The following is a 21,844-nucleotide window of genomic DNA, read 5'->3' on the forward strand; positions in this document are numbered from 1 at the left end:
ATTGTTTTACTTAGTCAACGCCCTGGTGCACAATGTCGTCAGCGGCAGATCAGGGAGGCCTCCATGCGGCGAGCGGGAACGAATTTGCCCAAAGTCGGGCGTTACAACCAGGCGGTAGTGCTGGAGCAGATCCAGAGGGCCGATGGCACCAGCAGGCTGGAGATCGCCCAGAAGACCGGCCTGACCCCGCAGACCGTGTCCGGGATCGTCCGACGGTTGCTCGACGAGGGGACCGTGCGCGAGGACGGGGCGAGCCGGGTGAGCAGCGCCGGCAAGCCTCGCACCACCCTGCGGATCAACGCCGACGCGGGCAGCGCCGTGGGCGTGCACTTCGATCCGACCGAACTCGCGTGTGTCGTGGTGGACCTGCTCGGCAGGCCGCTGGTCACGAAGCGGGTCCCGACACCGGCGGGCGCGGAGCCGGCTGAAGTCGTGGCCGCGATGGCGGACCTGGTCGAGGAAGTGCTGACGGAGGCGGCTGTGCCCCGTGAGCGCGTCCTCGGCCTCGGGCTGGCCAGCCCCGGCCCGATCGACCAGGAACACGGCATGGTGGTCGCGCCGCCACAACTGGCACACTGGGCCAGGGTCCCGATCAAGCAGATGCTCGGCAAAGCCACCGGTCTGGCCGTGACCCTGGACAACGACTCCAGCGCCGCGGCGATCGGCGAACGGTGGGCGGGCGCCGGACGAAGCGCCGCGAACTTCGCGTACTTCTTCATCGGTACCGGCATCGGTGGCGGACTGATCCTCAATCACCAAGTCCACCGTGGCGGGTCGTTCAACGCCGCGGAGTTCGGTCACATCTCCGTCGTGCCGGACGGTCTGCAGTGCTACTGCGGGAACCGGGGCTGCCTGGAGACCCTGGTGAGCCCGGCCGCGATCGTCGTCGAGACGCATCGCAGGCTCCTCGCGGGCGTGGGGAGTTCGCTGGCCGAGCGCTTCCGAGCCGATCCCGCCTCGGTCGACCGTGCGGCCGTCCGTGACGCGTTGGCCGCCGGTGACCCGCTGGCCACCGCCGTCTTTGGTCAAGCTGCGCAGCACCTCGCCACCGCGGTGGTGAACGTCGTCAATGTGACCGACGTCGACCTGGTCGTCTTCGGCGGCCACGGCATCCGTCAGGTCGGAGATCTCTATGTCGAAGCGGCCAGGGAAGCCGTCTCCACCAGGGTGATGTCCCGTCACATTCGCGTAGTGGATGTGACGTTGTCCCCGCTGGGCGCCGATGCTGCTGTAGTGGGCGCCGCGGCGCTCGTCCTCCACACCACTTATTCGCCGCACCTGTCGGCACTCCTCTCGGACTGAACGCGTCAGCTCGGACTGGCCGCAACAGAAAGGACCCTCCATGGACCAGGAAGCCGTGCTCGCGGTGGACATCGGGGGCACGAAGATCAGCGCGGGCCTCGTAGACGCGAAGGGCCGGGTGTACCGGCACGCCGAGGTCCCCACACCCGCCACCGGTCCCTTGCTCGACGACGCGCTGCGGCACCTGCTCACATCAGTGCTGGACGGCGCGATACCCCGGGCCGTGGGACTGGCGTGCGCAGGGCCGGTGGATCCGCCGCGCGGCACGGTGAGTCCGGTGAACATCCCGGCCTGGCGGGACTTCCCGCTGGTGAGCCTGGTCGGCGACATCGTGCCCGGTGTGCAGGTGGGCCTCGTGGGTGACGCCATCGCCGCCGCGCTGGGCGAGCACTGGCTCGGCGCCGGACAGGGGGCGGTCGCGATGCTCGGCATCGTCGTGTCCACCGGCATCGGAGGAGGCCTCGTGCTCAACGGGATGGCGTACCCGGGTCCCAGCGGCAACGCCGGCCACATCGGCCACGTGGTGGTCGACCCGGCCGGCCCGCCCTGTGTGTGCGGTGCGACCGGCTGCGTCGAGACGTACGCCAGTGGCCCGTCCATGGTCCGCTGGGCCCGCGAGCAGGGCTGGACCGGATCCGACGCCCGTGCCCTCGCTGCAGACGCGGCAGACGGCCAGGTCGTGGCCGTGGCTGCGTTCGACCGCGGCACCCGAGCTCTGGCGCGCGGAATCATCGACACCGCGACGCTGTGTGACGTCGACCGGGTCGTGATCGGCGGTGGGGTGGCGGCCGCGGGCCCGGTGCTGTTCGAACCCCTGCGGCAGCACCTGGCACAGTCGGCCACTCTGAGCTTCGTGCGGCGCGTGACCGTGGAACCGTTCGCGATGGGACGGCACGGCGGCCTGCTCGGCGCCGCACGCACCGCATGGCTCGCGTCGCAGGCCGACACGGTGGTGTGCCGATGACGGGCGCCGCGACGCGGCAGACGGCCGACGCACTGACCTGATGTGCGCGCGGTCCGGCGCCGGCGCGATAGGGCGGAACGATTCAGTTCCTCCGGCGAGCGTCCCGCGGGGCTCCGGCAAGGCCGGGGCCCCGCGTCCCTCACCTCGGCTTTTACCTTTCGGTATGTCGTTCGGCCCCTTTGGCCGCGAGCAGGGCCGCCCGCGGCCAAAGGGCGCGGGATCGGGGATGCGCAGGGGACCGAAGGGCAGGAAGGAAGCGGCTGCTGTGGTCATCGGAACTCCCTGAAGCGTGGGCAATGCCTACACGCTCCCCGGTACCCGCGCCGCACACATCCGTAGGACTACCTACTCCCTACCTGGACGCCCCTCGGTCGGGTAGGGGCGTGCCCGGTCAGGGGTCTCAGGCTCCTCCGCGCCCTGGCGGCCGGTGGGGGATGCCTGCAGCCGGTGGCCCACCGCAGACCTGCTGTTGCCTTTTGACCCCGCCCGCAGGGAACTGACCTGTGGCTCTGCGTGATGCCCGGGAATGTGGAGCCTCACGTTCAAGCGGCCATGATCAACGTCGCCACCACACTCATCTGACCGTCCGCGTCGGAGCGATCGGACCAGGGCAACGTCGACCTCGGGGCGCCCCGCGATCAGCTCTTGCCGTGTCGGGTGGCCCAGGCGGCGACGTGGGCACGGGAGGTCAAGCCGAGCTTGGTGAGGACGTGGTCGACGTGCCCTTCGACCGTGCGCGGGGAGATCACCAGCTTCGCGGCGATCTGCTTGTTGGACATGCCCTGCGCGACCAGCTCCGCGACTTGCTGTTCGCGCGCGGTCAGCGGATTGGGCTCGGCCGGTGCGGCGCTCGCCTCGGCTGCCGGCACGGGCTCCTCCTCGGCGCCGAGTGCGTAGTCGACCGCGGTGTCGAGGTCGAAGGCGAAGCCGCGGGCCCCCCCCGCCTCGAACGGGGTCTCGCCGAGTCCCTGCCTGATCTGCGAGGTGGCGGTGTCGACGAGGGCGGACTCGGCGTCGCTGACGAACTCGGAAATGCCGAACACGCGGGAGATGCGTCGGCGTGCGCCGAGCAGGACGGCAGCGCGTGCGAGATCGCCGTCAGCCGCTGTTGAGCACAACAGGACCACTAGGGCCGCCGACAGACCAAGCGGGTTGTTGAACTCGTGCGCGATTCTGATGGCTTCGCGCGTGTACGTGATCGCGGAGGTGTTCTCACCGGCGCCGTACTCCGCGACGGCCCGACTGATCAGCGTCCAGGACAGGGCGAAACGCTCACCGAACTCGATATTGCAGCGCTGCGTCTGCTCGAAGGCGGAGACCGCCTCGTCGTAGTTGCCGAGCAACGCATGCGCGACGGCCAGCATGCTGTGCGAGGCTGCGCGCTCGGGAGCTCCGGCGTACTCCGGGCAGGAAAGGGCCTCCCTCGCGTGGGCGATCGCCGCGACAAAATCGCCGCGGTGTACCGCGAGCTCCGCCCCGACAGCGAGAGCACGTGCGGTCAGCAGCGGATCGTGCAGCGTGCGCGCCAGCGCCAGGCCTTCCTCCCAGGCCGCCTCCGCAGCGGCGAGGTCCTGCTGGCTGGCGCAGATCGAGGCCAGGTTCCGCAGGGACATGACGCGTGCAGGGCTCGGCTCCGTGCTTGCGGTCAGGGCACGCTCCAGCCACGCCCGCCCCTCGGCCATTTGGCCGCTGCCGTGCCAGTACTGCAGGAGGGCGGCGGTGAACCTGAGTCCGGCGTGTTCCTCCCCCTGCGTGGAGAGGCAGTGCTCCATGGCGGCGCGCAGGTTGCGGTAGTCGCGGCGCAGACGGCGTGACCACGACAGCTGGTCGGGGCCGTACCACTGCGCTGCCATCTGCTCGGCGAGCTGGAGGTACCAGTCGCGGTGGCGTCGGACCAGTTCCGCTTCCTGGCCCGTGGCGCGCAGCCGGGTGCGTCCGTAGTGGGCCAGGGTCTCCAGCAGCCGGTACTGCGCCTGCCCGAGATGCTCCTCTTGGACGAGGACGGACTTGTCCAGCAGCCCGGCGACCAGCACCATGACCGCCTCGGGCGGGACGTCCTCGCCGGAGCAGACTCCCTCGGCCGCGTCGAGGTCGAACCAGCCGGCGAAGACCGAGGCACGTGCCCACAGCAGCCGCTCCTGCGGCGAGCAGAGCTCATAGCTCCAGTCGATCGCCGCCTCAAGGCTGCGATGCCGGGCCGGCGCCGTGCGGTCGGAGGTGCCCAGAGAGCCCAGCCGCTCCTCGAAGCCCCGCACGAGCTGTCCCGGTGTGAACATCCGGGTTTGGACCGCGGCCAGCTCGATGGCCAGCGGCAGGCCGTCCAGCCGTCGGCACAGCCGAGCCACGTCGGGCCAGTCGTCCCGGGCCAGGGCGGCCCCACCGACTGCGGCGGCTCGCTCCGCGAACAGCACCAGCGCCGGGTACTGCGGGGGCCCGGTGGAGCTGCGGGCGAAGTCCTCACCGGGCTCCGGATCCGCGGCCGGGACGGACAGCGGTGGCACCCGCCACACGTGCTCACCGGTGAGCCACAGCCGTTCGCGGCTCGTCGCCAGCACCCGTACCTGCGGAGCCTGCCGGATGACGGCGTTGATGAGGGCCGCGCACTCTTCGACGACCTGCTCGCAGTTGTCGAAGACCAGCAGCATCTGCCGCTCGCGCAGGAACTCGGTGATGATCTCTGTCGGATCACGGTCCGACTGGTCGTGGATCTCCAGGGTCTCCACCACGGCGGATCCCAGTGCTGACCGATCCGACACCGAGGAGAGGTCGAGGAAGCGCACCCCGTCCGAGAACGCCCGACGCAGTCCTGTCGCCACACGCGTCGCCAGCCGTGTCTTGCCGATGCCGCCGACGCCCGTCAGGGTTACCACCCGGGCCTCGGACAGCGCGGCCTTGACCGCGCCGATCTCCTGTCGCCGCCCCACGAAGCTCGTCAACTCGACCGGCAGGCCGGCGTCACCCCAGCGGGTCTGCACGGCAGTGGCCATATTCGGAACTGTAGGTCGGCCCTGGAGGAACGTCAAAAGGTGCTCGGCCCGGTGGCCGGCCGCTGCTGGTGTGTTGTTGCAGGTGTGGATATAACGTTTTGCCCGATTTGATGGTGGCGTAGGGCGCCGAAGCTCATGATCGCGGCGGCCTAGTCGAGGTGCCGGTGTGTCCAGCCCCGCGGTGTTCCGAGCGCTGGCTGCGCTGGCGGGTGCCTGGGTGGTGGAGTTCCTGGTAACCGAGGACAGCGGCGCCGGCCGCCCCGCGGCGCGCTCGGTTCCCGTGGAATGCGGGCACGTGACGGGCGTCGACATCGGCCCCCACGAGCTCTTTGTGACGGTCGCCGACCCGGCGGGCACCGTGCTTGCAGAGCGGCGTGTGGTCACTCCACTCGGGGCGGCCGCAGTCACGGCGGTACGTCCTTCAGTGGCGCATTGTCCAGCAGTGCCTGCTGCTCTCGCCCCTGACACCGACGTCTACGACGTGGTTGCCTTGTGCTCTCCCATCCCGCTCGGCTCCCATCTCCCTCAGGCCTGAAGTGTGCCGGCGCAGGGGCGAGAACCGCTCTGCCGGACGAGTCGTCCTCGGGTCCGATTGCCGTCCGTCGCCTAACGCGGCTGCCCCTCGGCCTTCTTGGCGTCGTTGGCTATTACGTCCAGGGTGGTGGCGGGACTGCCGCCGGAGGTCATCGCAGTGCCTATGTTTCGCTTGATGCTGTCACTCACCACGGCCCATGAGCTCTTGCCGACGGGGGGCAGTTCCGAGGCCGGCAGCTCCTCCAGGAACCTCCCCAGGTCTTCGTGCTCGGCATCCGCTTTCATCTGCTCGGTCACCGACACGGTGACGGGCAGCAGATTGTTGCGAGTTGCGAATTCCCAAACGTTCTTGTCCTTGAAGACGAAGTTGAGGAACGTGCCCAGTTCCTTGCGGTGCCCGTTCCGCTTGAACCCCATCATCCAGTCGACCACCGCCGGTGCCGGAATGCTCTTGCCGCTGTGACTCGGCACAGGTACTACACCGACTCTGATCCCTGCAGCCTTCGCAGCCTGCAGCAAGGACGGGTGCCCGTTGACCATGCCCGCCTCGCCACGCAGGAACGCCGCGTAGGCGTCCCTGCGGTTGAGCTTGTTCACCGGGACGGGGCCGGTGAGCCCCTCCGTGACGAGGTTCTCCTTCAGCCATGTCAAGCTGTTGAGGTTGTTCTTCGAACTGATCGCATACGACCCAGTGAAGTTGGTGTATCCGCCTTCGCCTCCCAGCATCCAGGCCATCGCCTCGATGTGGGCCTCCTCGGGTCCCAGCGGCACGGCTATCGGGTACGGGACACGGGTGCGGCTGTTCAGCTTCTGCGCCGCCGCCTTCAGCTCGTCCCAGGTCTTCGGGGGGTTGCTGATGCCTGCTTTTGCGAACAGATCCTTGTTGTAGAAGAGGAGCCTGGTCGAGGCCGTGAACGGCATGGCGTACTGGGTCCTGTCGCGTTCTCCCGCGACGGCGAGCGAATGCACGAAGTTCGACTGCACGGGGATGGAGACCAGGCTGTCGACGGAGTAGAGATCGCCTCGCTCTGCGAAGTCGGCGTACGACTTCAGCTGCGCCAGGTCCGGTGCTTGGCCCGCCTTGGCCATGGCGGCGACCTTGCCGTCCACGTAGTCCCAGGGCTCGACGTCCACCTTGACCTTGATGTCGGGATGCGCGGCCTCGAACGCGGTGATCAGATCGTTCCAGTACTGCTCGGTGTTGTCGGACTGGCCCCTCACCTCGTAGTCGGCCACCACCAACCGCAAGGTGACTCCCTCGACGTGCTTGTCGGCGCAGCCTGCCGTGGAGACGGAGAGAAGCAGAGCGGTAGTGGCCGCTGTCAGGACATGGCGGTGCCTCGGCACGGTGTTACCACCTTCTTGTGTGAGGGAACTGACGGCAGAATTGCCCGCCTCGCCGCCGGATGTGGAGGAGGCGGGCAGCTCGTGGTGCTACTCGACGGATACGGCCGCCAAGTAGGAGACGACCTTGCGCTCGATGAGCGCGAACAGGATGGTGACGGGCACGATGGCGATGATCGGGCGGGCGAACAGTGGTGAGGTGGTGGAGCTCTCCGTAGGCCTCGCCGCGTCGCTGAGTCGGACCCAAAGGGAGGGCGTGGGTGACCCGCATCTTGGAACAGCACCGGGCGGTCTACGAGGCCATCGCCAGCCGCAATGGTGACCTTGCACGCTCGTGGATGACCGCGCACGTCGCTGGGGTGGACGTTCGCGCCACGCCATATCGGCGCCCGCGCGGTCGGGTTGGAGCTCCCGTCGATCAGCGAGCATAGCACCGGGTTCCCGCTTCCGGCGGTGATCAGTTCATTGCCTCGAGCTCCTCGGCCGCTCCCACGCAGTCGTCGGATCCGTCGCGGATGAATAGGTACAGGCCCGTATTGTTCCGCTGGCGACAAGGCGCTTCTGTGGGACATGTCCGGTCCGTTCTTCAGGTCGGACAGGGGGCCTCACTGCAGGGAGTCGCCATGAACCGTCCTCATGCTCCCGACCACCGTCAGGTCGCTCGGTCTGCTCGGTCGTGGTGGGCCTCCGCCCTCCTCTCGCTTTCCTTGGTCCATACGGGCCGACGGATCAGGCGAAGGATGAGGCCTCCATTCGGGGCCGGCGACAGCCCTGGCGAACCGCACGTCCGGCCGTGGTCCCGGATGCCCGGGTTTCGGTAGCCCCACCGCCCGCCGTCTGACGACGGCGCCCCTGAGCGACGGCCCGCGGCCGCCTTCCCGCCCTGACCGGCGCGGCCGTGGGCCGTCTTCCTGTGCCACGCGGACGGTTCCATCAAGGTGCGATCCCTCCCTTGTTCGTCGCTGATGCAGCCATTTTTTACCGGGGTGTTGACTAGATAAAACAATTGGATTTACAGTCCTGGCCACCGGAGTAGCCGTAGGGCACGAAGGCCGGCAGACCCTCCACCAGGAACGGGCCCTGGTCCCCGGTATGCCGATCACCGAGAACGTCCAGTACCCCACCATCGACGGGGTCGCCGCCCCTCCGCCGCGTATCGGTGGCGGCCCCTCGAACGGGCTTCCCCTCGCCGGCGCATCACCCCGGAAGGTCCTGCACCACACCCCTGCCACACCCATCAAGGAGCCGCCATGTCCGGAATCAGCCGTCGCAACATCAACCGGGGCGCGTTGAGCGTCATCGGACTGTGCCTGGCCGCAACGGCGTTGCCGGCGGGCGCAAGCACAGTGCTCCTGGCCAGTCCCGCCAGCGCAGCGACCAGTAGCGTCGTCCCGATCGATTTCTCCTCGCTGACCCAGCCCACCGACGCCGTCTCCAACCAGGTGGTCACGGTCCTGCGCAACAGCAACAAGTTCGCGGTGACCACTTGGTGGGACACCACGAAGAACTACGACGCGCAGACGGGCGCCTACCTGGACTTCGGCGGCACCGGTGAGAACAACATCCGCCCGGGGGCCGCGCAGGTATTCGGTCTGGCGACCGCGCTGAGCATGGGCGTGTACTCCCCGACCCAGACCGGGGTGACCAAGGCGGCGGCAGAGGCGATGACCGTCAAGCTGATCAGCTCGCTGGCCTACCGGCACAAGGTCAACCTCGGCAGCACCGGCTGGGGTGACCACTGGCAGAGCGCGCACTGGACGGCCTTCGCCGGCACCGCCGGCTGGCTCATGTGGGACAAGCTGTCCACCACGGACCGAGAGAATGTCCGCAAGATGGTGGAGTACGAGGCCAACCGCTACAACAACTACCAGCCCGGCTACTACCGCAACGCCGACGGCACCTACGCCTCCCCCGGCGACACCAAGGCCGAGGAAGTCGCCTGGAACAACACCGTCCTCGCCCTGGCCGCATCCATGATGCCCGACCACGCCAACAAGACGACGTGGATGAAGCAGGTCGTCGCGCTCTCGCTCAAGGCCAACTCGCGGCCCTCGGACGTCGGCACCGGCGTGGACGCGTGGAAGTCCGTCAACGGCTTCCAGCTGGGCAGCATGGCCGGCTCCAACGTCAACCAGGACGGCACCGTCGTCAACCACGACCTCGTCCACCCCGACTACATGGAGTCGTTCGCGATCAACCTCAGCGGCGCGCTCACCCTGGGCCTGTCCAAGCAGGACACCCCCTACGCGGTACGCCGCAGCTACGACCGCATGTACGACGCCCTCGTCGACCTCAACTTCCCCGCCGGCACTATGCCCTACACCGACCCCAAGATGGCGGGCAAGACGTTCAGGGCGCCCGGCGGGAAGATCTACGCGGGCACCAACACCAACCCGACCGACAACAGCGACATCTACTACCCCATGGGCAACGACTGGGGCACCTCCCGGCGCATGCAGTTCGCCACCATGGACGTCTTCGCCGACAGCTTCAAGGAAGACGGCCTCGCCAGCGTCAAGGGCGCCACCTGGGCTGCCCAGCACCTCAACAAGGTCCAGAAGATGCAGGAAAGGTCCGCGGACCGACGCACCTACACCAGCGCAGGCGAGGACAACTACCCCGGCCGGGAAGAGTGGGTCTCCCACCACGCCGCCTGGGCCTACCTCGCCCGAGTCATCAGCTCCAACGGCATGTACAACGTCACCCAGGCCGCCTACTGACGGGACACTCCACCGCGACGACGGTCCGCTGGTCTCCAGCGGGCCGTCTGCGGTCCCCGCCTCAGCGGCCCTGTCTGTCTGACGTTCCAGGCGGCGATGTGGGCACGGGAGGTGAAGCCGAGCTTGGCGAGGATGTGCTCGACGTGCCCTTCCACGGTCCGTGGGGAAACCACGAGCTGCGCGGCGATCTGCTTGTTCGACATGCCCTGTGCCACCAGTGCTGCGACCTGTTCTTCCCGTGGGGTCAGCGCGACGGTGGGGGCCTCCTCCTGTGCGCTGCCCGTCTCGGTGGCAGGTGCGGGTTCCTCCTTGATGCCGAGCGCGTAGTCGAGCGCTCCGTTGAGATCGTGGGCGAAGCCGCGGGCCACTGTCGCCTCGCCGAGTTCCGCTCTGATCCGTGTGGCAGCCGCGTCGATGATGTCCGACTCGGCGGAGGCGGCGACGCCGGTGATGCCAAGGGCGTGGCGGACCCGTTGCCGCGCTCCGAGAAGTACGGCACCGCGTACGGCATCGCCCTCGGCCGCCGTGGAGCTCAGCGGGCGACGTCATGGCGTCGTCCGGAGGGTCAACGACCGCTGGATCAACACCAACGACTACCCCCTCGACAAGGGACCCCGCCGGGTGGGTATCGGCGGGGTCCGAAGGAACGCGGGGCCGGGACGGGCCGTCGTCGTCACCTGAGGAGGCACCAGACGGTCTTCCCGTTCGGGAGGGGAATGCTGCCCCAGCAGGTTGCCAGTGCGTCCACGAGTGCGAGGCCGCGTCCGTGCTCTTCGTCGCCGTCGGAGGTCCTGGCGACCGGCGGCCGCGGGTCCGCGTCGGTCACGGCGATGGTCAGGTCGTAGCCGCTCCAGTACATGTCCAGGCGGACCGCGCGGGGCGCGCTGCCGGTGTCGGCGTGCGTCAGTCCGTTGCTGAGCAGCTCGGTCGCCAGCAGTGCGGCCGTGTCGACCAGGTCCTCGGTGCAGCCGAGGGCCTCGAGGGTCTCGACGACACGCCGGCGCAGGGCGCTGATGCCCGCGACGTGGTCGATGGTGAGACTCAGCTCAGGGCGCTGATCGGCGTCCACAGAGGTGGACCGAGGCTGGAGCTGGACGGCTGCGGTGGACATTTGGACTCCCGGGATTGTGCATATCGGGTGGTGTATCCAGATTTGCCGGTCCGGGTGTGGCGCACAGCCGTAGTACTACCTGTTCGGTACCCGTAAGTGGAGCACGTAGTGTCACTCGGGCGGGCGCGGGCCAACGTTCACACCGGAGCGCAACCTCAGGAGCACCTCGCGCGGCTCGCTGCGGGACCAGAAGGCCCTGGTCGAGGAGCTGAGGGCCGGCCGCCTCAATGCGGTCCTCGACGCCTCCACGCCGGATGCTCCGCCGGGTGGCTCACCCGTGTTCGACCTGCCCGAACGTGCTCCTCACCCCGTACGTCGCCGGCTCGCTCGGACACGTGACCTCGCGCCCGTGACGGGTTCGTAAAGGTTGCTATTTCGGCCCGGATGCTCCAGGGGAGGCCGCCGCGACGGAAGCCGTCCCCTCCACCATTCCGTCCAGCCGCCCCGCCTTCGGAGACGCCGAGGGCGGGCGGTGGGGTCCGCCCCGGTCGGATTCAAGTCGGCGCCACCGGCATGAGTACTGCCCGGACGCACGTGTAGGTAGAGAACAGGTAGTACCACGGCTGTGCAGGGAACCCGGCCGGGCGAGTGTGGAGGCACGACCTGAGGCGCCCGTCAGCGACTGGGCCCGTGGCGGCGTCCGAGCAGACCCTGCGAAAAGGTACTCATCATGATCGGAAGGTCCGTGGACAGGTCCACAGGGGACGAAACCGCGCAGCACGGTTACCCGATGGTAGGCAGGGAGCGTGAGCTGTCCCTGCTGGCTTCCGTGCTCTCGCGTCCGACGGCGGTCGTCTTCGTGGAGGGTGAGGCAGGGGTCGGCAAGACCCGCCTGGTCCAGGAAGCGACGCGTGCGCTCTGCGACCGTGGCCTACGCGTGCTCGTCGGCCGGTGCCACCCGCTGCGGGAGCCGATTCCGTTCGGCCCGGTACTCGAGGCGTTGTCGGCAGCAGCCGAATGGCTCCCCGACGTGGCTCGGCTCAGCCCCCAGACCGGCGCGCTCGCGCCGCTGCTCCCCGGATTGGCCGACCGCCTTCCGCCGGAACCGCATACGTCGGCGGACCCCCGTGTCGCGCGGCTCCAGATCCTGGGGGGCCTCCGCAACCTCCTGGAAGCCCTCTGCCCGGCGGTACTCGTGGTCGAGGACATGCACTGGGCCGACGAGACCACACGGGAGCTCCTGCTGTGGCTGACACGTGACCCGCCGCCGGGCCTGACGCTCGTGTTCACCTACCGCAGCGAGGACCTGCCCCGGGCCACTCCGGTCCTGGGCGCCCCCTACCGGCGACCGCCCGGGACCAACGGGGCGGAGATCCGTCTCGATGTTCTCACCGAGCGAGACGTATGCGAACTCGTCGGCGCCGTTCTCGGCGCGAGGGCCACCTCGAGGCTGGCGCGTTCGGTCCACGAGCGCAGTGCGGGGCTGCCGCTCGTCGTGGAGGAGGACCTTCTCAGCCTGACAGGCCGGGTGGCGGAGCGCCGGACGCAGGACGAGGAGGCGGACGCGCACGACGAGCTTGCGCTGCTGGAGAGCGCGGAGGTGCCCCGAGCGCTTCAGGAGGCGGTGCACATGCGCATGGCGCGCCTGTCGGAGCCGGCGATCGCCCTCGTCCAGGCCGCCGCGGTCCTTTCCGTCCCCTCTGACTTCCGCACCCTGGCCGAGGTGGCAGTCATGGACCTGGATCAGGCCACCGCGGCCCTCGCTGAGACGGTCCGGTCGGCCCTGCTGCGCGAGGCCGGCCCCGCACTGTACGGCTTCCGCCACGCCTTGGCCCAGCAGGCCGTCTACCGCGACATCATCGGGCCGGTGCGCGACGGCCTTCACAGGCGCGCTCGGCGAATCCTGGAGGCGCAGCCGACTCCGCCCCTCGTGCAGATCGCTCACCACACCCGAGCTCTCGGCGACGTCCGCAGGTGGCTTCGGGAGGCCGAGGCGGCGGCCGGCCAGGCCCTCACCCTCGGGGACGACGGAGTGGCCATCGCCCTCAACCATGACATTCTCAGGCAGTCGGACGTGAGCCCCGATGTCCGCTCACGCGTCGCGCTGAACCTGGCACGCATCGCCGATTACAGCGTCGACTACGCCGCGGGCGCCACGGCGCTGCAGCGGATCGTCGCGGATCCCGAGCTGGAGCCGGAAGCGCGTGGGGAGGTCCGACTCGCCCTCGGACTGTTCCTGATCGATCAGCGGAGCGACGAGCAGGGCTATGCCGAGCTCGAACGCGCCGTGGACGAATTGCGGAACCGGCCCGACCTCTCCGTACGTGCCATGACGTCCCTGGCCCGGGGTGAGCCACACGTGCCCCGCACGACGGCCATGGCGTGGATGCGGCGGGCCGAACGCGCGGTGTTCGAGGTTCCGTCGGCGCTTGCCAAGTCGGCGGTGCATGCCACCAGCCTGGACCTGATGGCTCTCGACGGGAACCCGGAAGTCTGGGACCTCGTGGACCAGCTCCCGAGGGACGTCGAGGACCGCGAGGTCATGGGGCACCATCTGCGCGCCCTGAAGAACGTCGGCGTCGCCGCTGTGGAGCGCGGCTTCGACGGACGGGGCACCCGTCTGCTGGAGGAGTGCCGCGTGCTCAGCTCCCGGTCCGGCTTCCGGACGACGGAGTGCAACAGCCGTATCGCTCTGCTGACTCTTGACTGGCTGGGTGGCCGGTGGGACGGACTGGAGGAGCGGTTCCGCGTGCTCGGCGCCGAGGCGCCCGACATGGTTCCGGTCACGCGTGCCGCGGCGGGGATCAGGGGAAACCTCGCCACTGCCCGAGGCCAATGGGCGCGTGCTCTGCAGGAGTTCCGTCGGGCGGCGTCCTTGGAGGGCCGGTGCACCGGGGCAGGCGGGGTGGTGTCGGCTGTCAGCGGCATCGCGCAGGTCCACCTCGCCCAAGGCGATGCGGAGGCGGCGTGGGCGGTCGTCGCCCCGGTCCTGGACCCCCCGCCCACGGCTCCGCGGGCATGGGCCAACGGGCTGCTGCTCGTGGCGGTCAGAGCCGCTCTCGAGAGCGGCCACCGCGAGGCCGCCGAGCGACTGGTCGACGCGGTGGAGGAGGACACCCGGGGTACGGACTCGCCGGCGGTTGCGGCCGTGTTCGCCCTCACTCGTGGCATGATCCTGCGGCAGGACGGCGATCTGGAGGGGGCAGCGCTCCGCTTCGGCCGTGCCCGGTCGGTCTACGAGGACATGACGCGGCCCTACGCCGCCGCAAACGCGGCCGAGCTTCTGGCCGAGGCGATGAGTACGCGGGACCGCGAAGCCGCCGGCGGCGAGCTCGCGCAGGCGGCCGACACGTACGCGGCCCTGGGGGCCACGGCCGACACCGCCCGCTGCGAGGGAAAGTTGAGAGATCTCGGTCTGTGGCGGCCTTCCTCTCCCGGCCGCCGGGGATACGGCCTCGACCTCTCACCCCGGGAGAAGCAGGTTGCCCACCTTCTCGCGGACGGTGCGGCCAACCAGGACATCGCCCGGGCGCTGGTCCTGTCCGTCAGAACGGTCGAGCACCATGTGGCCCGGACACTGAAGAAGCTGGGTGTCACGCGTGAGGTGCTGCGCCGTACGGACGTGCTTGCTCGGCCCGACCACCTCCTGCGCTCCGACAATGGCTGACCAGGCCTCAGGTGACACGGTCCATGCAGCATGACTGCTCAATCATGTTTGTAATCAACCGTAACTGCGCATCTCTTTTCATGTGGCTTTCGTCTCGCGTACATTGCGGGCCAACCTACTAAGAGTCCGGCCTCGCGCCCCGCGTACCCCGGACCGTCTCAGGGAGCCTCGATGAGATACGGGTCGAACCCGGGCGTACGCCCACCCCGCAGGAGATTCACAGCCACCGCGATCGCAATGGTCCTCGCCGGCGCCGGGATGGCGACCGCGGGGACCGTGGGAGTCGCCACGGCGGCCGTCGAGACGGCCGGTTCGGTGACGGATTTCAGTCAGTCGGGTTCCACGTTCACCGCCACGACGTCCTCGGGCGCCAAGGCACGCATCTCCTTTGCCCGCAGTGACATCTTCCGCATATGGCTCGCACCTGATGGTTCGTTCACGAACGATCCTGCCGGGAGCGCCCTCGCGGTCAAGACGGACTTCGGACCCGTGACGACGAGCTACAGCGATGCGGGCTCGTACTACCGGATCACCACTCCGGAACTTTCGATCCGGGTCAACAAGGCGCCGCTGAAATTCTCCGTCTACCGGGCGGACAACACCACGCTGGTGTGGCAGGAGACAGCGCCCACCAGTTGGGACAGCGGGAAGACCACGCAGCACCTCGCGCAGGGTGCGGACGAGCAGTTCTACGGCACGGGTCTGCGGCTCGGCGAGTGGGCGCTGCGCGGCAAGACCGTCCCGGTCGCGGTCGACAACAAGTGGAACGAGAACGACAACGCCAGCCCGGCGCCGTTCTACATGTCCACCAAGGGTTACGGCGTCATGCGCAACACCTGGGCGCCCGGCGCGTACGATTTCCGCTCTCCCGGGGCGTTCACCCACAACGAGAACCGGTTCGACGCCTGGTATTTCGTCGACACCTCGCTCAAGGGCGTCCTCGACGACTACACCGATGTCAGCGGCAAGCCGTTCATGGCCCCCCACTGGGGCTTCGAGCTCGGCAACGCCGACTGCTGGAACGCGTCCAACCCCGACTACCGGGGTGATCACACACGTGCCGAACACCAGACGACCAGGGACGTCGTCGGATACGCCTCGGACGCCCGCGCCGCCGACATGCCGTCGGGCTGGTTCCTGCCCAACGACGGATACGGCTGCGGCTACACGGACCTTGCCGACACCGTGAAGGCGCTCGGCGAGAAGGGCTTCAAGACCGGCCTGTGGACTTCCACCGGCCTCGCGAACATCAAGGACGAGGTCGGGGTCTCCGGCAGTCGGGGTGTCAAGACGGACGTCGCCTGGATCGGCGGCGGCTACAAGTCGGCGTTCAACGGAGTCCAGCAGGCCGTCGACGGCATCGAGAAGAACTCCGACGCGCGCCGTTTCGTGTGGACGGTCGACGGCTGGGCCGGCACCCAACGCAACGCGGTCGTCTGGACAGGCGACACCAGCGGCACCTGGGACGACATGCGCTGGCACGTGCCCGCCATCACGGGCGCCGGCCTGTCCGGTCTCAACTACGCGACCGGTGACGTGGACGGTATCTACGGCGGCAGCCCCAAGACGTACGTCCGGGACCTGCAGTGGAAGTCGTTCACGCCGGCGTTCATGACGATGTCCGGCTGGGGCCTCACCAACCCCGAGGCCGGTTACCAGGACAAGCAGCCCTGGCGCTTCGCGGAGCCGTACCTGTCGATCAACCGCAAGTACCTACAGCTGAAGATGCGCCTCATGCCGTACCTGTACAGCATGAGCCGCGTCGCGCACGAGACCGGTGTCCCCAGCACCCGGGCCATGGTGCTCGAGTACCCGAACGACCCCGTGGCCCGCGGCAACGAGACCAGCGGTCAGTTCATGGCGGGTGACTCCTTCCTCGTCGCCCCGGTCGTCTCCGACACCGACGTGCGCAACGGCATCTACCTCCCGGCGGGCACCTGGACCGACTACTGGACGGGCAAGACCTACACGGGGCCGGGCTGGATCAACGGCTACAGCGCCCCGCTCGACACGCTCCCCCTGTTCGTCAAGGGCGGCGCCATCGTCCCGATGTGGCCGAAGATGAACTACACGGGCGAAAAGAGCGTCTCGACGCTCACCTACGACATTCACCCACGTGGCAACTCCTCCTTCACCCTCTACGAGGACGACGGCATCACCCGCGCGCACGAGGGTGGCGCCTTCGCCGAGCAGAAGGTGGATGTCACAGCCCCGGCCTCCGGGTCCGGCGACGTCACCGTCTCCGTGGGGGCCGCCACCGGTTCCTACACCGGAAAGCCCGCCTCGCGCGGCTATGAGTTCAGCGTCCACACTGCGAAGGCGCCCACCGGTGTCACCGTCGGCAGCACGGCGCTGGCACAGCAGAGCTCCAAGAGCGCCTACAACGCCGCGACCACCGGCTGGTACTTCGACGCGACCGACCGCGGCGGCATCCTGTGGATCAAGTCCGGCAGCAAGTCCGGCGCGTTCACCGTCAAGGCGACCGGGACCACCCTCCCGACCGCCGGCGCGATCCCGGTCTCCCCTCAGATTTCGAAGACGAACTGGACCGCCACGGCCGACAGTCAGGAAGCCTCCCAGCCCGCGGGCAACGCGATCGACGGCAACCCCGCCTCGCTGTGGCACACCGCCTGGTCCTCCGGCACCCCCACGGCGCTGCCCCACGAGCTCCGGATCGACCTCGGCAAGCGGTACACCGTGGACGGCCTCTCCCACCAGCCGCGTCAGGACGGGGGAGTGAACGGCCGGATCGGCCGGTACGAGGTGTACGTATCCGACAGCACGGCCGACTGGGGTTCCCCGGTTGCGACCGGCACCCTTGCGGACATCGCCGGAAGCACCTCCCTGCACCTGACTCCGAAGACCGGCCGCTACCTGAAACTCAAGGCGCTCAGCGAAGCGGGCAGCCGCGGCCCCTGGACGAGCCTCGGCGAACTCTCCGCCACGGGCACGGCGGCACCGCTGCCGAGCAACACGCAACTGATCAACGCCGCTTCCGGCAGTTGCGCCGACCTGCCGGGCAGCAGCACCACACCCGGGACGAAGCCCACGCTGTACAGCTGCCACGGCGGCGGCAACCAGACGTGGTCGTTCCAGTCGGACGGGCGGCTGACCGGTCTGAACGGCGTCTGTCTCGATGGCGGTGCCGCCACGGAAGTCACCGTGCAGACGTGCAACACGAGTGCCGGACAGAAGTGGTCCCTCGGGGCCGAGGGATCGATCCGCAGCGGGGGCAAGTGCCTGGCGCCGGTGGGATCGGCCACGGCGAACGGCACGCGGCTGACCCTGACGACGTGTGGCAGTGGCACGGATCAGCGGTGGTCCTTCACCTCCTGACGCATCACCGTCACCGAGGGAGTCGCCGTTCCCCGCCCGCTACAGGTGCGGAACGGCGGCACACACGGGCGGCGGGCACGCGGTGGACCGCCCCCGCCTGCCCGCCGTCGCACACGGGCCGAGTCCTTCCGGACACCCAGGCCGGCGGTGCAGGGGGCATCCAGAAGCGGTGCCCGCGCCGCGAGCGCGTGGCCGGCCTGCCCGCGCAACCACCGCAGCCGCAACGCGTCCCGGTCGGACGGTCGGCCCACGGCGTCGTACACGGACATGAGTTCTGTCTGGAACCGGGCTTCTGCCATCACCGGAACCCGTGCGTGCTGCGGTCTCCCGCAGACACTCGACATGAATTGGGAGGTCCTAGTGGCCGACTCGGTACCGGCGGTCCGCCGGGCAAGAACAACCCGTTCGCTCGGAAGGCGCGTCACCAGCGTGGCCGTGAGCGCCGCAGTGGTCCTTGGGGGATCGCTGGTGGTGACGGCCGTCAGCGATCCGACTCCTGCCGAGGCGTTGGTGCCGCCCGGTGTGTACGGTGCGACGAAGCCGCACATGGGCTGGAACTCCTGGTTCTTCTACGGGAAGGCGATCTCCGCCAAGATCATCGCCGACCAGGCGGCCGGGATGGCGACACCGAACGCGAACCTCCCGCTCAACGGCTCGGGCCGGCACAAGAGCCTGGCCGACCTCGGCTACCGCAACGTCGGCATCGACGACGGCTGGGGGTCCGGAGGCGGCAAGGGACGCGACGCAAACGGCGTCTTCGTCCCCAATGCCGGCTTCCTGACAGGCGCACATACCAAGGCGATCACGCTGTCCAACGGCACCACCGTTGCCGCGCGTGCGTTGAACACCATGAAGGACCTCACCGACTACATCCACGACCTCGGCCTGCAGGCCGGCATGTACACGGACACGGGCGCCACGGGCTGCGGAGGCATGGACGGCAGTGCCGGTCACGAGGCCCAGGACGTGACCACGTTCGCGGACTGGGGTTTCGACTTCTTGAAGCTGGACCACTGCGGCGGCATGCCGTCCAGCTACCCCACGGTCAGGGACAACTACAAGGCGTGGGGCAGCCTCATGGCCGACGCCAAGACCTCCGCCGGCGTCAAGCACCCGATGGCGCTGGACATCTGCCAGTGGGGCGCAGCCTCCCCGGACGGCCCGTGGATGTGGGGCGGTGCCGCAGGTCGCAGCTGGCGGACCGGTCGCGACCTCTCGGGCAATGTCGGCTACGGGACGACGTCCAACGGCGGGTCGACCTGGGTCAACTGGGGCCAGGTCAACGAGAACTTCAAGTTGAACGACCACCCCAGCAATCACGCCGCCGGCCAGTACAACGACCCGGACTACCTGATGATCGGGCCCGGGTTCGGCAATGACCCGGCCACCGGGAAGCAGCAGACCCATGGAACATCGAGCACGCTGTACGGTCTGTCCCCGGACGAGCAGCAGTCCTACTTCGGGATGTGGTCCATCCAAGGTGCGCCGCTCGTGTTGGCGACCGACCTCACCGACCTCACCGCGGCGAGTGCGGCGATCATCGGCAACGAGTCCGTGATCGGGGTTGCCCAGGACAGCGCCAACCGCCAGGGGGAGAAGGTCCTGGACGACGGATCCGTTCAGGTCTGGTCCAAGCGACTGTCGGCCCGGGGCACCCGGGCCGTCCTGCTCCTGAACACCAGCAGCAGCTCGAAGACCCACTCGTTCACCACGAAGGACCTCGGCCTCGACGGCACGCCGGCGGTGCAGAACCTCTACACCGGTCAGAGCCTGGGAACCCTCAGCCCGACGGGTTCGAAGCCGTTCACCCTCGCCCCCCACCAGTCCGTGATGCTCAAGCTGACCGGCGCCACTGACCAGCGGCCGGAAACGCTCTTCGTCCCGACCGCGACGGGCGTGAGTCAGAAGAACTGGAACGGCACCTCCTGGTCCGCGTGGCAGACCCTGGCGCTGGGCACCGCGGGTTCGACCGGCCCCGGCACCATCAAGGGCGAGCCCGCCGTGGTCTCGACTGCCGGAGGCACGGACGTGTTCGTCCGGGGCGCGAACGACACGCTGTGGACGAACACCTACAAAAACGGAGCATGGGGCAACTGGTCCAGCTTCCCCGGAATGGTGCTGACGTCGAGCCCGACCGCGGCGAGCCTGGGTCGGGACCGCATCGACGTGTTCGCCCGCGGCACCGACGGTCGGATGTACCAGCGGACCTTCCAGCAGACGCCCGGCGCGGATGACAAGCCGGCGTACTGGTACGACGTCAAGTGGACGACCAGCTCGGTCGCCCACGCCGGCCCCAGTACTCCCACCGGGAGCGGCACCATCGTCGGCGCCCCGGCCGCGGTGGCATCGCTCAACCGCATCGACGTCTTCGCCCGCGGCAACGACAACGCGCTGTGGCAGAAGAGCTACGTCAGCGGCGAGTGGACGGGCTGGACCAGCCGCGGTGGAGCGCTGGCTTCGTCGCCGACCGCGGTCAGCGGCGGCCCCGGCCAGATCGAGGTTTTCGCCAAGCTGGCCTCCACAGGTAACGTCGGCCAGCTCAGCTGGACCGCCCCCGGTGGCTGGTCGTCCTCCTGGTACGACCTCGGCCGCGCGAGCGTCGGCGCGCCGACGGCTGCCCAGGTGGGTTCCCGGGTCAATGTCTATGCCCGCGCCACCGACAACACCCTGTGGCAGTGGTACCGCATCGGAGACGGACCGTCAGGCACCTGGCAGCAGTTGGACAGCACCCTGCAGCTCACCGGCAGCCCCGCCGCGGCGGGCCATTACTAGGAGTCGCGCCGGGTCATGGTCGTGATCCGTCCGCTGCGTCCACCCCGAGGCGGAGACTGATCCGACTCGTCCCCCGTGAACAGATCTCAGCTGATGGGCGAGGGCCGTACCCGCCGGCGGGTACGGCCCTCGCCCATTGGTGCGGCGGCTCCCTGCGCACCCGCACCCGTTTACACAGTCGCCGTAGCTCCAGAGCGTCACTCGGCGGGTGTGCTGGGTGACTGAGTAGCGCTTACTCAGGCACGCAGGATCGCCCCTTTCGACCATGGAAGTCCGATCAACCTCAGGTGGTGGTTTCCATGCGTCAGGTACTGCAGCGTCGAATCCGGCGTCCGGCTCCGCGGCCTCCACAGGACCTGCGGACACCGTCCGGCATGCCGATGCCCTACTGAGGTCTGGTGACCTCGTGAGGGACGACCAGGAAGCCGGTTCGGATCAGCCGCCCGGACCGCGGAACCGCGGGGATCTCCGGACGGGGCTGGACATGGCAAGGGATTGTCCGTGCTGTGAGAGCCGGCGGGGAGCGTCGGGTGGCCGGCAACGGCTCGCCCGGCGGCTGAGGGTTTGGTGCGAGGCCGGAGCGAGCCTTCGGTTGCTGGCGTGGGGCTACCGGCGTTCGGTGGCCGTCATCGTCCGTCTGCTCGCCGAGGACGGTGCACCGCTGCCCGGCTCTGTGCGCCACCGGCGCACCGCGTCGCGGTGCGCCGCCGCCGGCCCGGACGGGGTTGGGCCGGGACCGGGGGAGGGGTCGGGTCGCGACTCGGCAGACGGTCCGTTGGGCAGCGATCCGGAAGAGGGCGGCCCCCGCAGTCGCCACGTCATGGGGGAGGTGTTTCCGGGGCTGCCGCAGGGTCCGGGCCTCGTGCCCCGCCAGATGCGGCGTACGGCCTCGTAGGGGCAGGGCGGTCGTGGGCCTGTGCGTCGAACGGCAGTCCGCCCTCAGTTCGTGACCGCCGGTGTGCCGAACTTCCAGCACCGATCCGCGCGGCAGCAAGCTCGTCGTCAACCCATCCTCACCATGCCCGGTCGGATGCATGAGAGGTCGGACTATGTGGTGGAAGGTTGATCAATTGTGACAGCCAGAGTGAGCTCTTCTGCTTGAGCAGGCAAAAATAAGAACAGGAATCTCCAAACCGCTTGTGGATTCGGTACGCTAGCTCCGTCGCG

The 21,844-nt window shown here is 68.9% G+C and carries 11 protein-coding genes and 1 pseudogene; 8 read left to right on the forward strand and 4 right to left on the reverse strand.

Annotated elements, in window-relative coordinates; all coding sequences use genetic code 11:
• Positions 1-63 precede the first annotated feature (63 nt).
• Together OG259_RS37620 and OG259_RS37625 are read left to right on the forward strand one after the other, a co-directional pair.
• A complete protein-coding gene (locus OG259_RS37620; RefSeq protein ID WP_328946334.1) occupies positions 64-1,302 on the forward strand; it encodes an ROK family transcriptional regulator in 1,239 nt (412 codons plus the stop codon).
• 40 nt (positions 1,303-1,342) lie between these two features.
• Positions 1,343-2,266, forward strand: coding sequence for an ROK family protein (locus tag OG259_RS37625; RefSeq protein WP_328946335.1), 924 nt, complete (start codon positions 1,343-1,345; stop codon positions 2,264-2,266).
• A gap of 638 nt (positions 2,267-2,904) precedes the next feature.
• Here OG259_RS37625 and OG259_RS37630 read toward each other — a convergent pair.
• Together OG259_RS37630 and OG259_RS37635 are read right to left on the reverse strand one after the other, a co-directional pair.
• Positions 2,905-5,253 carry an ATP-binding protein gene (locus OG259_RS37630; protein WP_328946336.1) on the reverse strand — a complete coding sequence of 783 codons (2,349 nt, stop codon included), beginning with the start codon at positions 5,251-5,253 and terminating at the stop codon, positions 2,905-2,907.
• 606 nt (positions 5,254-5,859) lie between these two features.
• The gene (locus OG259_RS37635) at positions 5,860-7,134 is read right to left on the reverse strand and encodes an extracellular solute-binding protein (RefSeq protein WP_328946337.1); all 1,275 of its coding nucleotides are present in this window, start codon (positions 7,132-7,134) and stop codon (positions 5,860-5,862) included.
• Positions 7,135-7,391: 257 nt separating this feature from the next.
• Between OG259_RS37635 and OG259_RS37640 the strand changes: the two genes are divergently transcribed.
• Together OG259_RS37640 and OG259_RS37645 are read left to right on the forward strand one after the other, a co-directional pair.
• On the forward strand, positions 7,392-7,562 hold the full coding sequence (locus OG259_RS37640) for an FCD domain-containing protein (protein ID WP_328946338.1): 171 nt from the start codon (positions 7,392-7,394) through the stop codon (positions 7,560-7,562).
• A gap of 819 nt (positions 7,563-8,381) precedes the next feature.
• Positions 8,382-9,851, forward strand: a complete 1,470-nt coding sequence (locus OG259_RS37645) for a hypothetical protein (RefSeq protein ID WP_328946339.1) — start codon at positions 8,382-8,384, stop codon at positions 9,849-9,851.
• On the opposite strand, the gene OG259_RS37650 is transcribed toward OG259_RS37645, so the two are convergent.
• Positions 9,845-10,219, reverse strand: coding sequence for a response regulator transcription factor (locus OG259_RS37650; RefSeq protein WP_328946340.1), 375 nt, complete (start codon positions 10,217-10,219; stop codon positions 9,845-9,847). The two genes, OG259_RS37645 and OG259_RS37650, sit on opposite strands and share 7 nt — an antisense overlap.
• A gap of 305 nt (positions 10,220-10,524) precedes the next feature.
• A complete protein-coding gene (locus OG259_RS37655) occupies positions 10,525-10,962 on the reverse strand; it encodes an ATP-binding protein (RefSeq protein WP_328946341.1) in 438 nt (145 codons plus the stop codon).
• Positions 10,963-11,116: 154 nt separating this feature from the next.
• On the opposite strand from OG259_RS37655, the pseudogene OG259_RS37660 reads away from it, so the two are divergent.
• From OG259_RS37660 to OG259_RS37675, 4 genes and pseudogenes are all read left to right on the forward strand, one after another.
• Positions 11,117-11,294, forward strand: a pseudogene (locus tag OG259_RS37660) (NAD(P)-dependent oxidoreductase); the annotation flags it as partial.
• A gap of 398 nt (positions 11,295-11,692) precedes the next feature.
• The gene (locus OG259_RS37665) at positions 11,693-14,569 is read left to right on the forward strand and encodes an ATP-binding protein (RefSeq protein ID WP_328946342.1); all 2,877 of its coding nucleotides are present in this window, start codon (positions 11,693-11,695) and stop codon (positions 14,567-14,569) included.
• Positions 14,570-14,740: 171 nt separating this feature from the next.
• Positions 14,741-17,905: a TIM-barrel domain-containing protein gene (locus tag OG259_RS37670; RefSeq protein ID WP_328946343.1), complete on the forward strand. Its 3,165-nt coding sequence runs from the start codon at positions 14,741-14,743 to the stop codon at positions 17,903-17,905.
• 435 nt (positions 17,906-18,340) lie between these two features.
• The gene (locus OG259_RS37675; protein ID WP_328946344.1) at positions 18,341-20,677 is read left to right on the forward strand and encodes a hypothetical protein; all 2,337 of its coding nucleotides are present in this window, start codon (positions 18,341-18,343) and stop codon (positions 20,675-20,677) included.
• Positions 20,678-21,844: the final 1,167 nt, after the last annotated feature.

Source organism: Streptomyces sp. NBC_00250, assembly GCF_036192275.1.
Lineage (GTDB): Bacteria > Actinomycetota > Actinomycetes > Streptomycetales > Streptomycetaceae > Streptomyces.

Bases quoted from the DNA above. Each gene is read 5' to 3' on its own strand.
- OG259_RS37670 (WP_328946343.1), top strand. From the start codon at position 14,741: ATGAGATACGGGTCGAACCCGGGCGTACGCCCACCCCGCAGGAGATTC.
- OG259_RS37625 (WP_328946335.1), top strand. From the start codon at position 1,343: ATGGACCAGGAAGCCGTGCTCGCGGTGGACATCGGGGGCACGAAGATC.
- OG259_RS37665 (WP_328946342.1), top strand. From the start codon at position 11,693: ATGGTAGGCAGGGAGCGTGAGCTGTCCCTGCTGGCTTCCGTGCTCTCG.
- OG259_RS37630 (WP_328946336.1), bottom strand. From the start codon at position 5,253: ATGGCCACTGCCGTGCAGACCCGCTGGGGTGACGCCGGCCTGCCGGTC.
- OG259_RS37645 (WP_328946339.1), top strand. From the start codon at position 8,382: ATGTCCGGAATCAGCCGTCGCAACATCAACCGGGGCGCGTTGAGCGTC.
- OG259_RS37655 (WP_328946341.1), bottom strand. From the start codon at position 10,962: ATGTCCACCGCAGCCGTCCAGCTCCAGCCTCGGTCCACCTCTGTGGAC.
- OG259_RS37620 (WP_328946334.1), top strand. From the start codon at position 64: ATGCGGCGAGCGGGAACGAATTTGCCCAAAGTCGGGCGTTACAACCAG.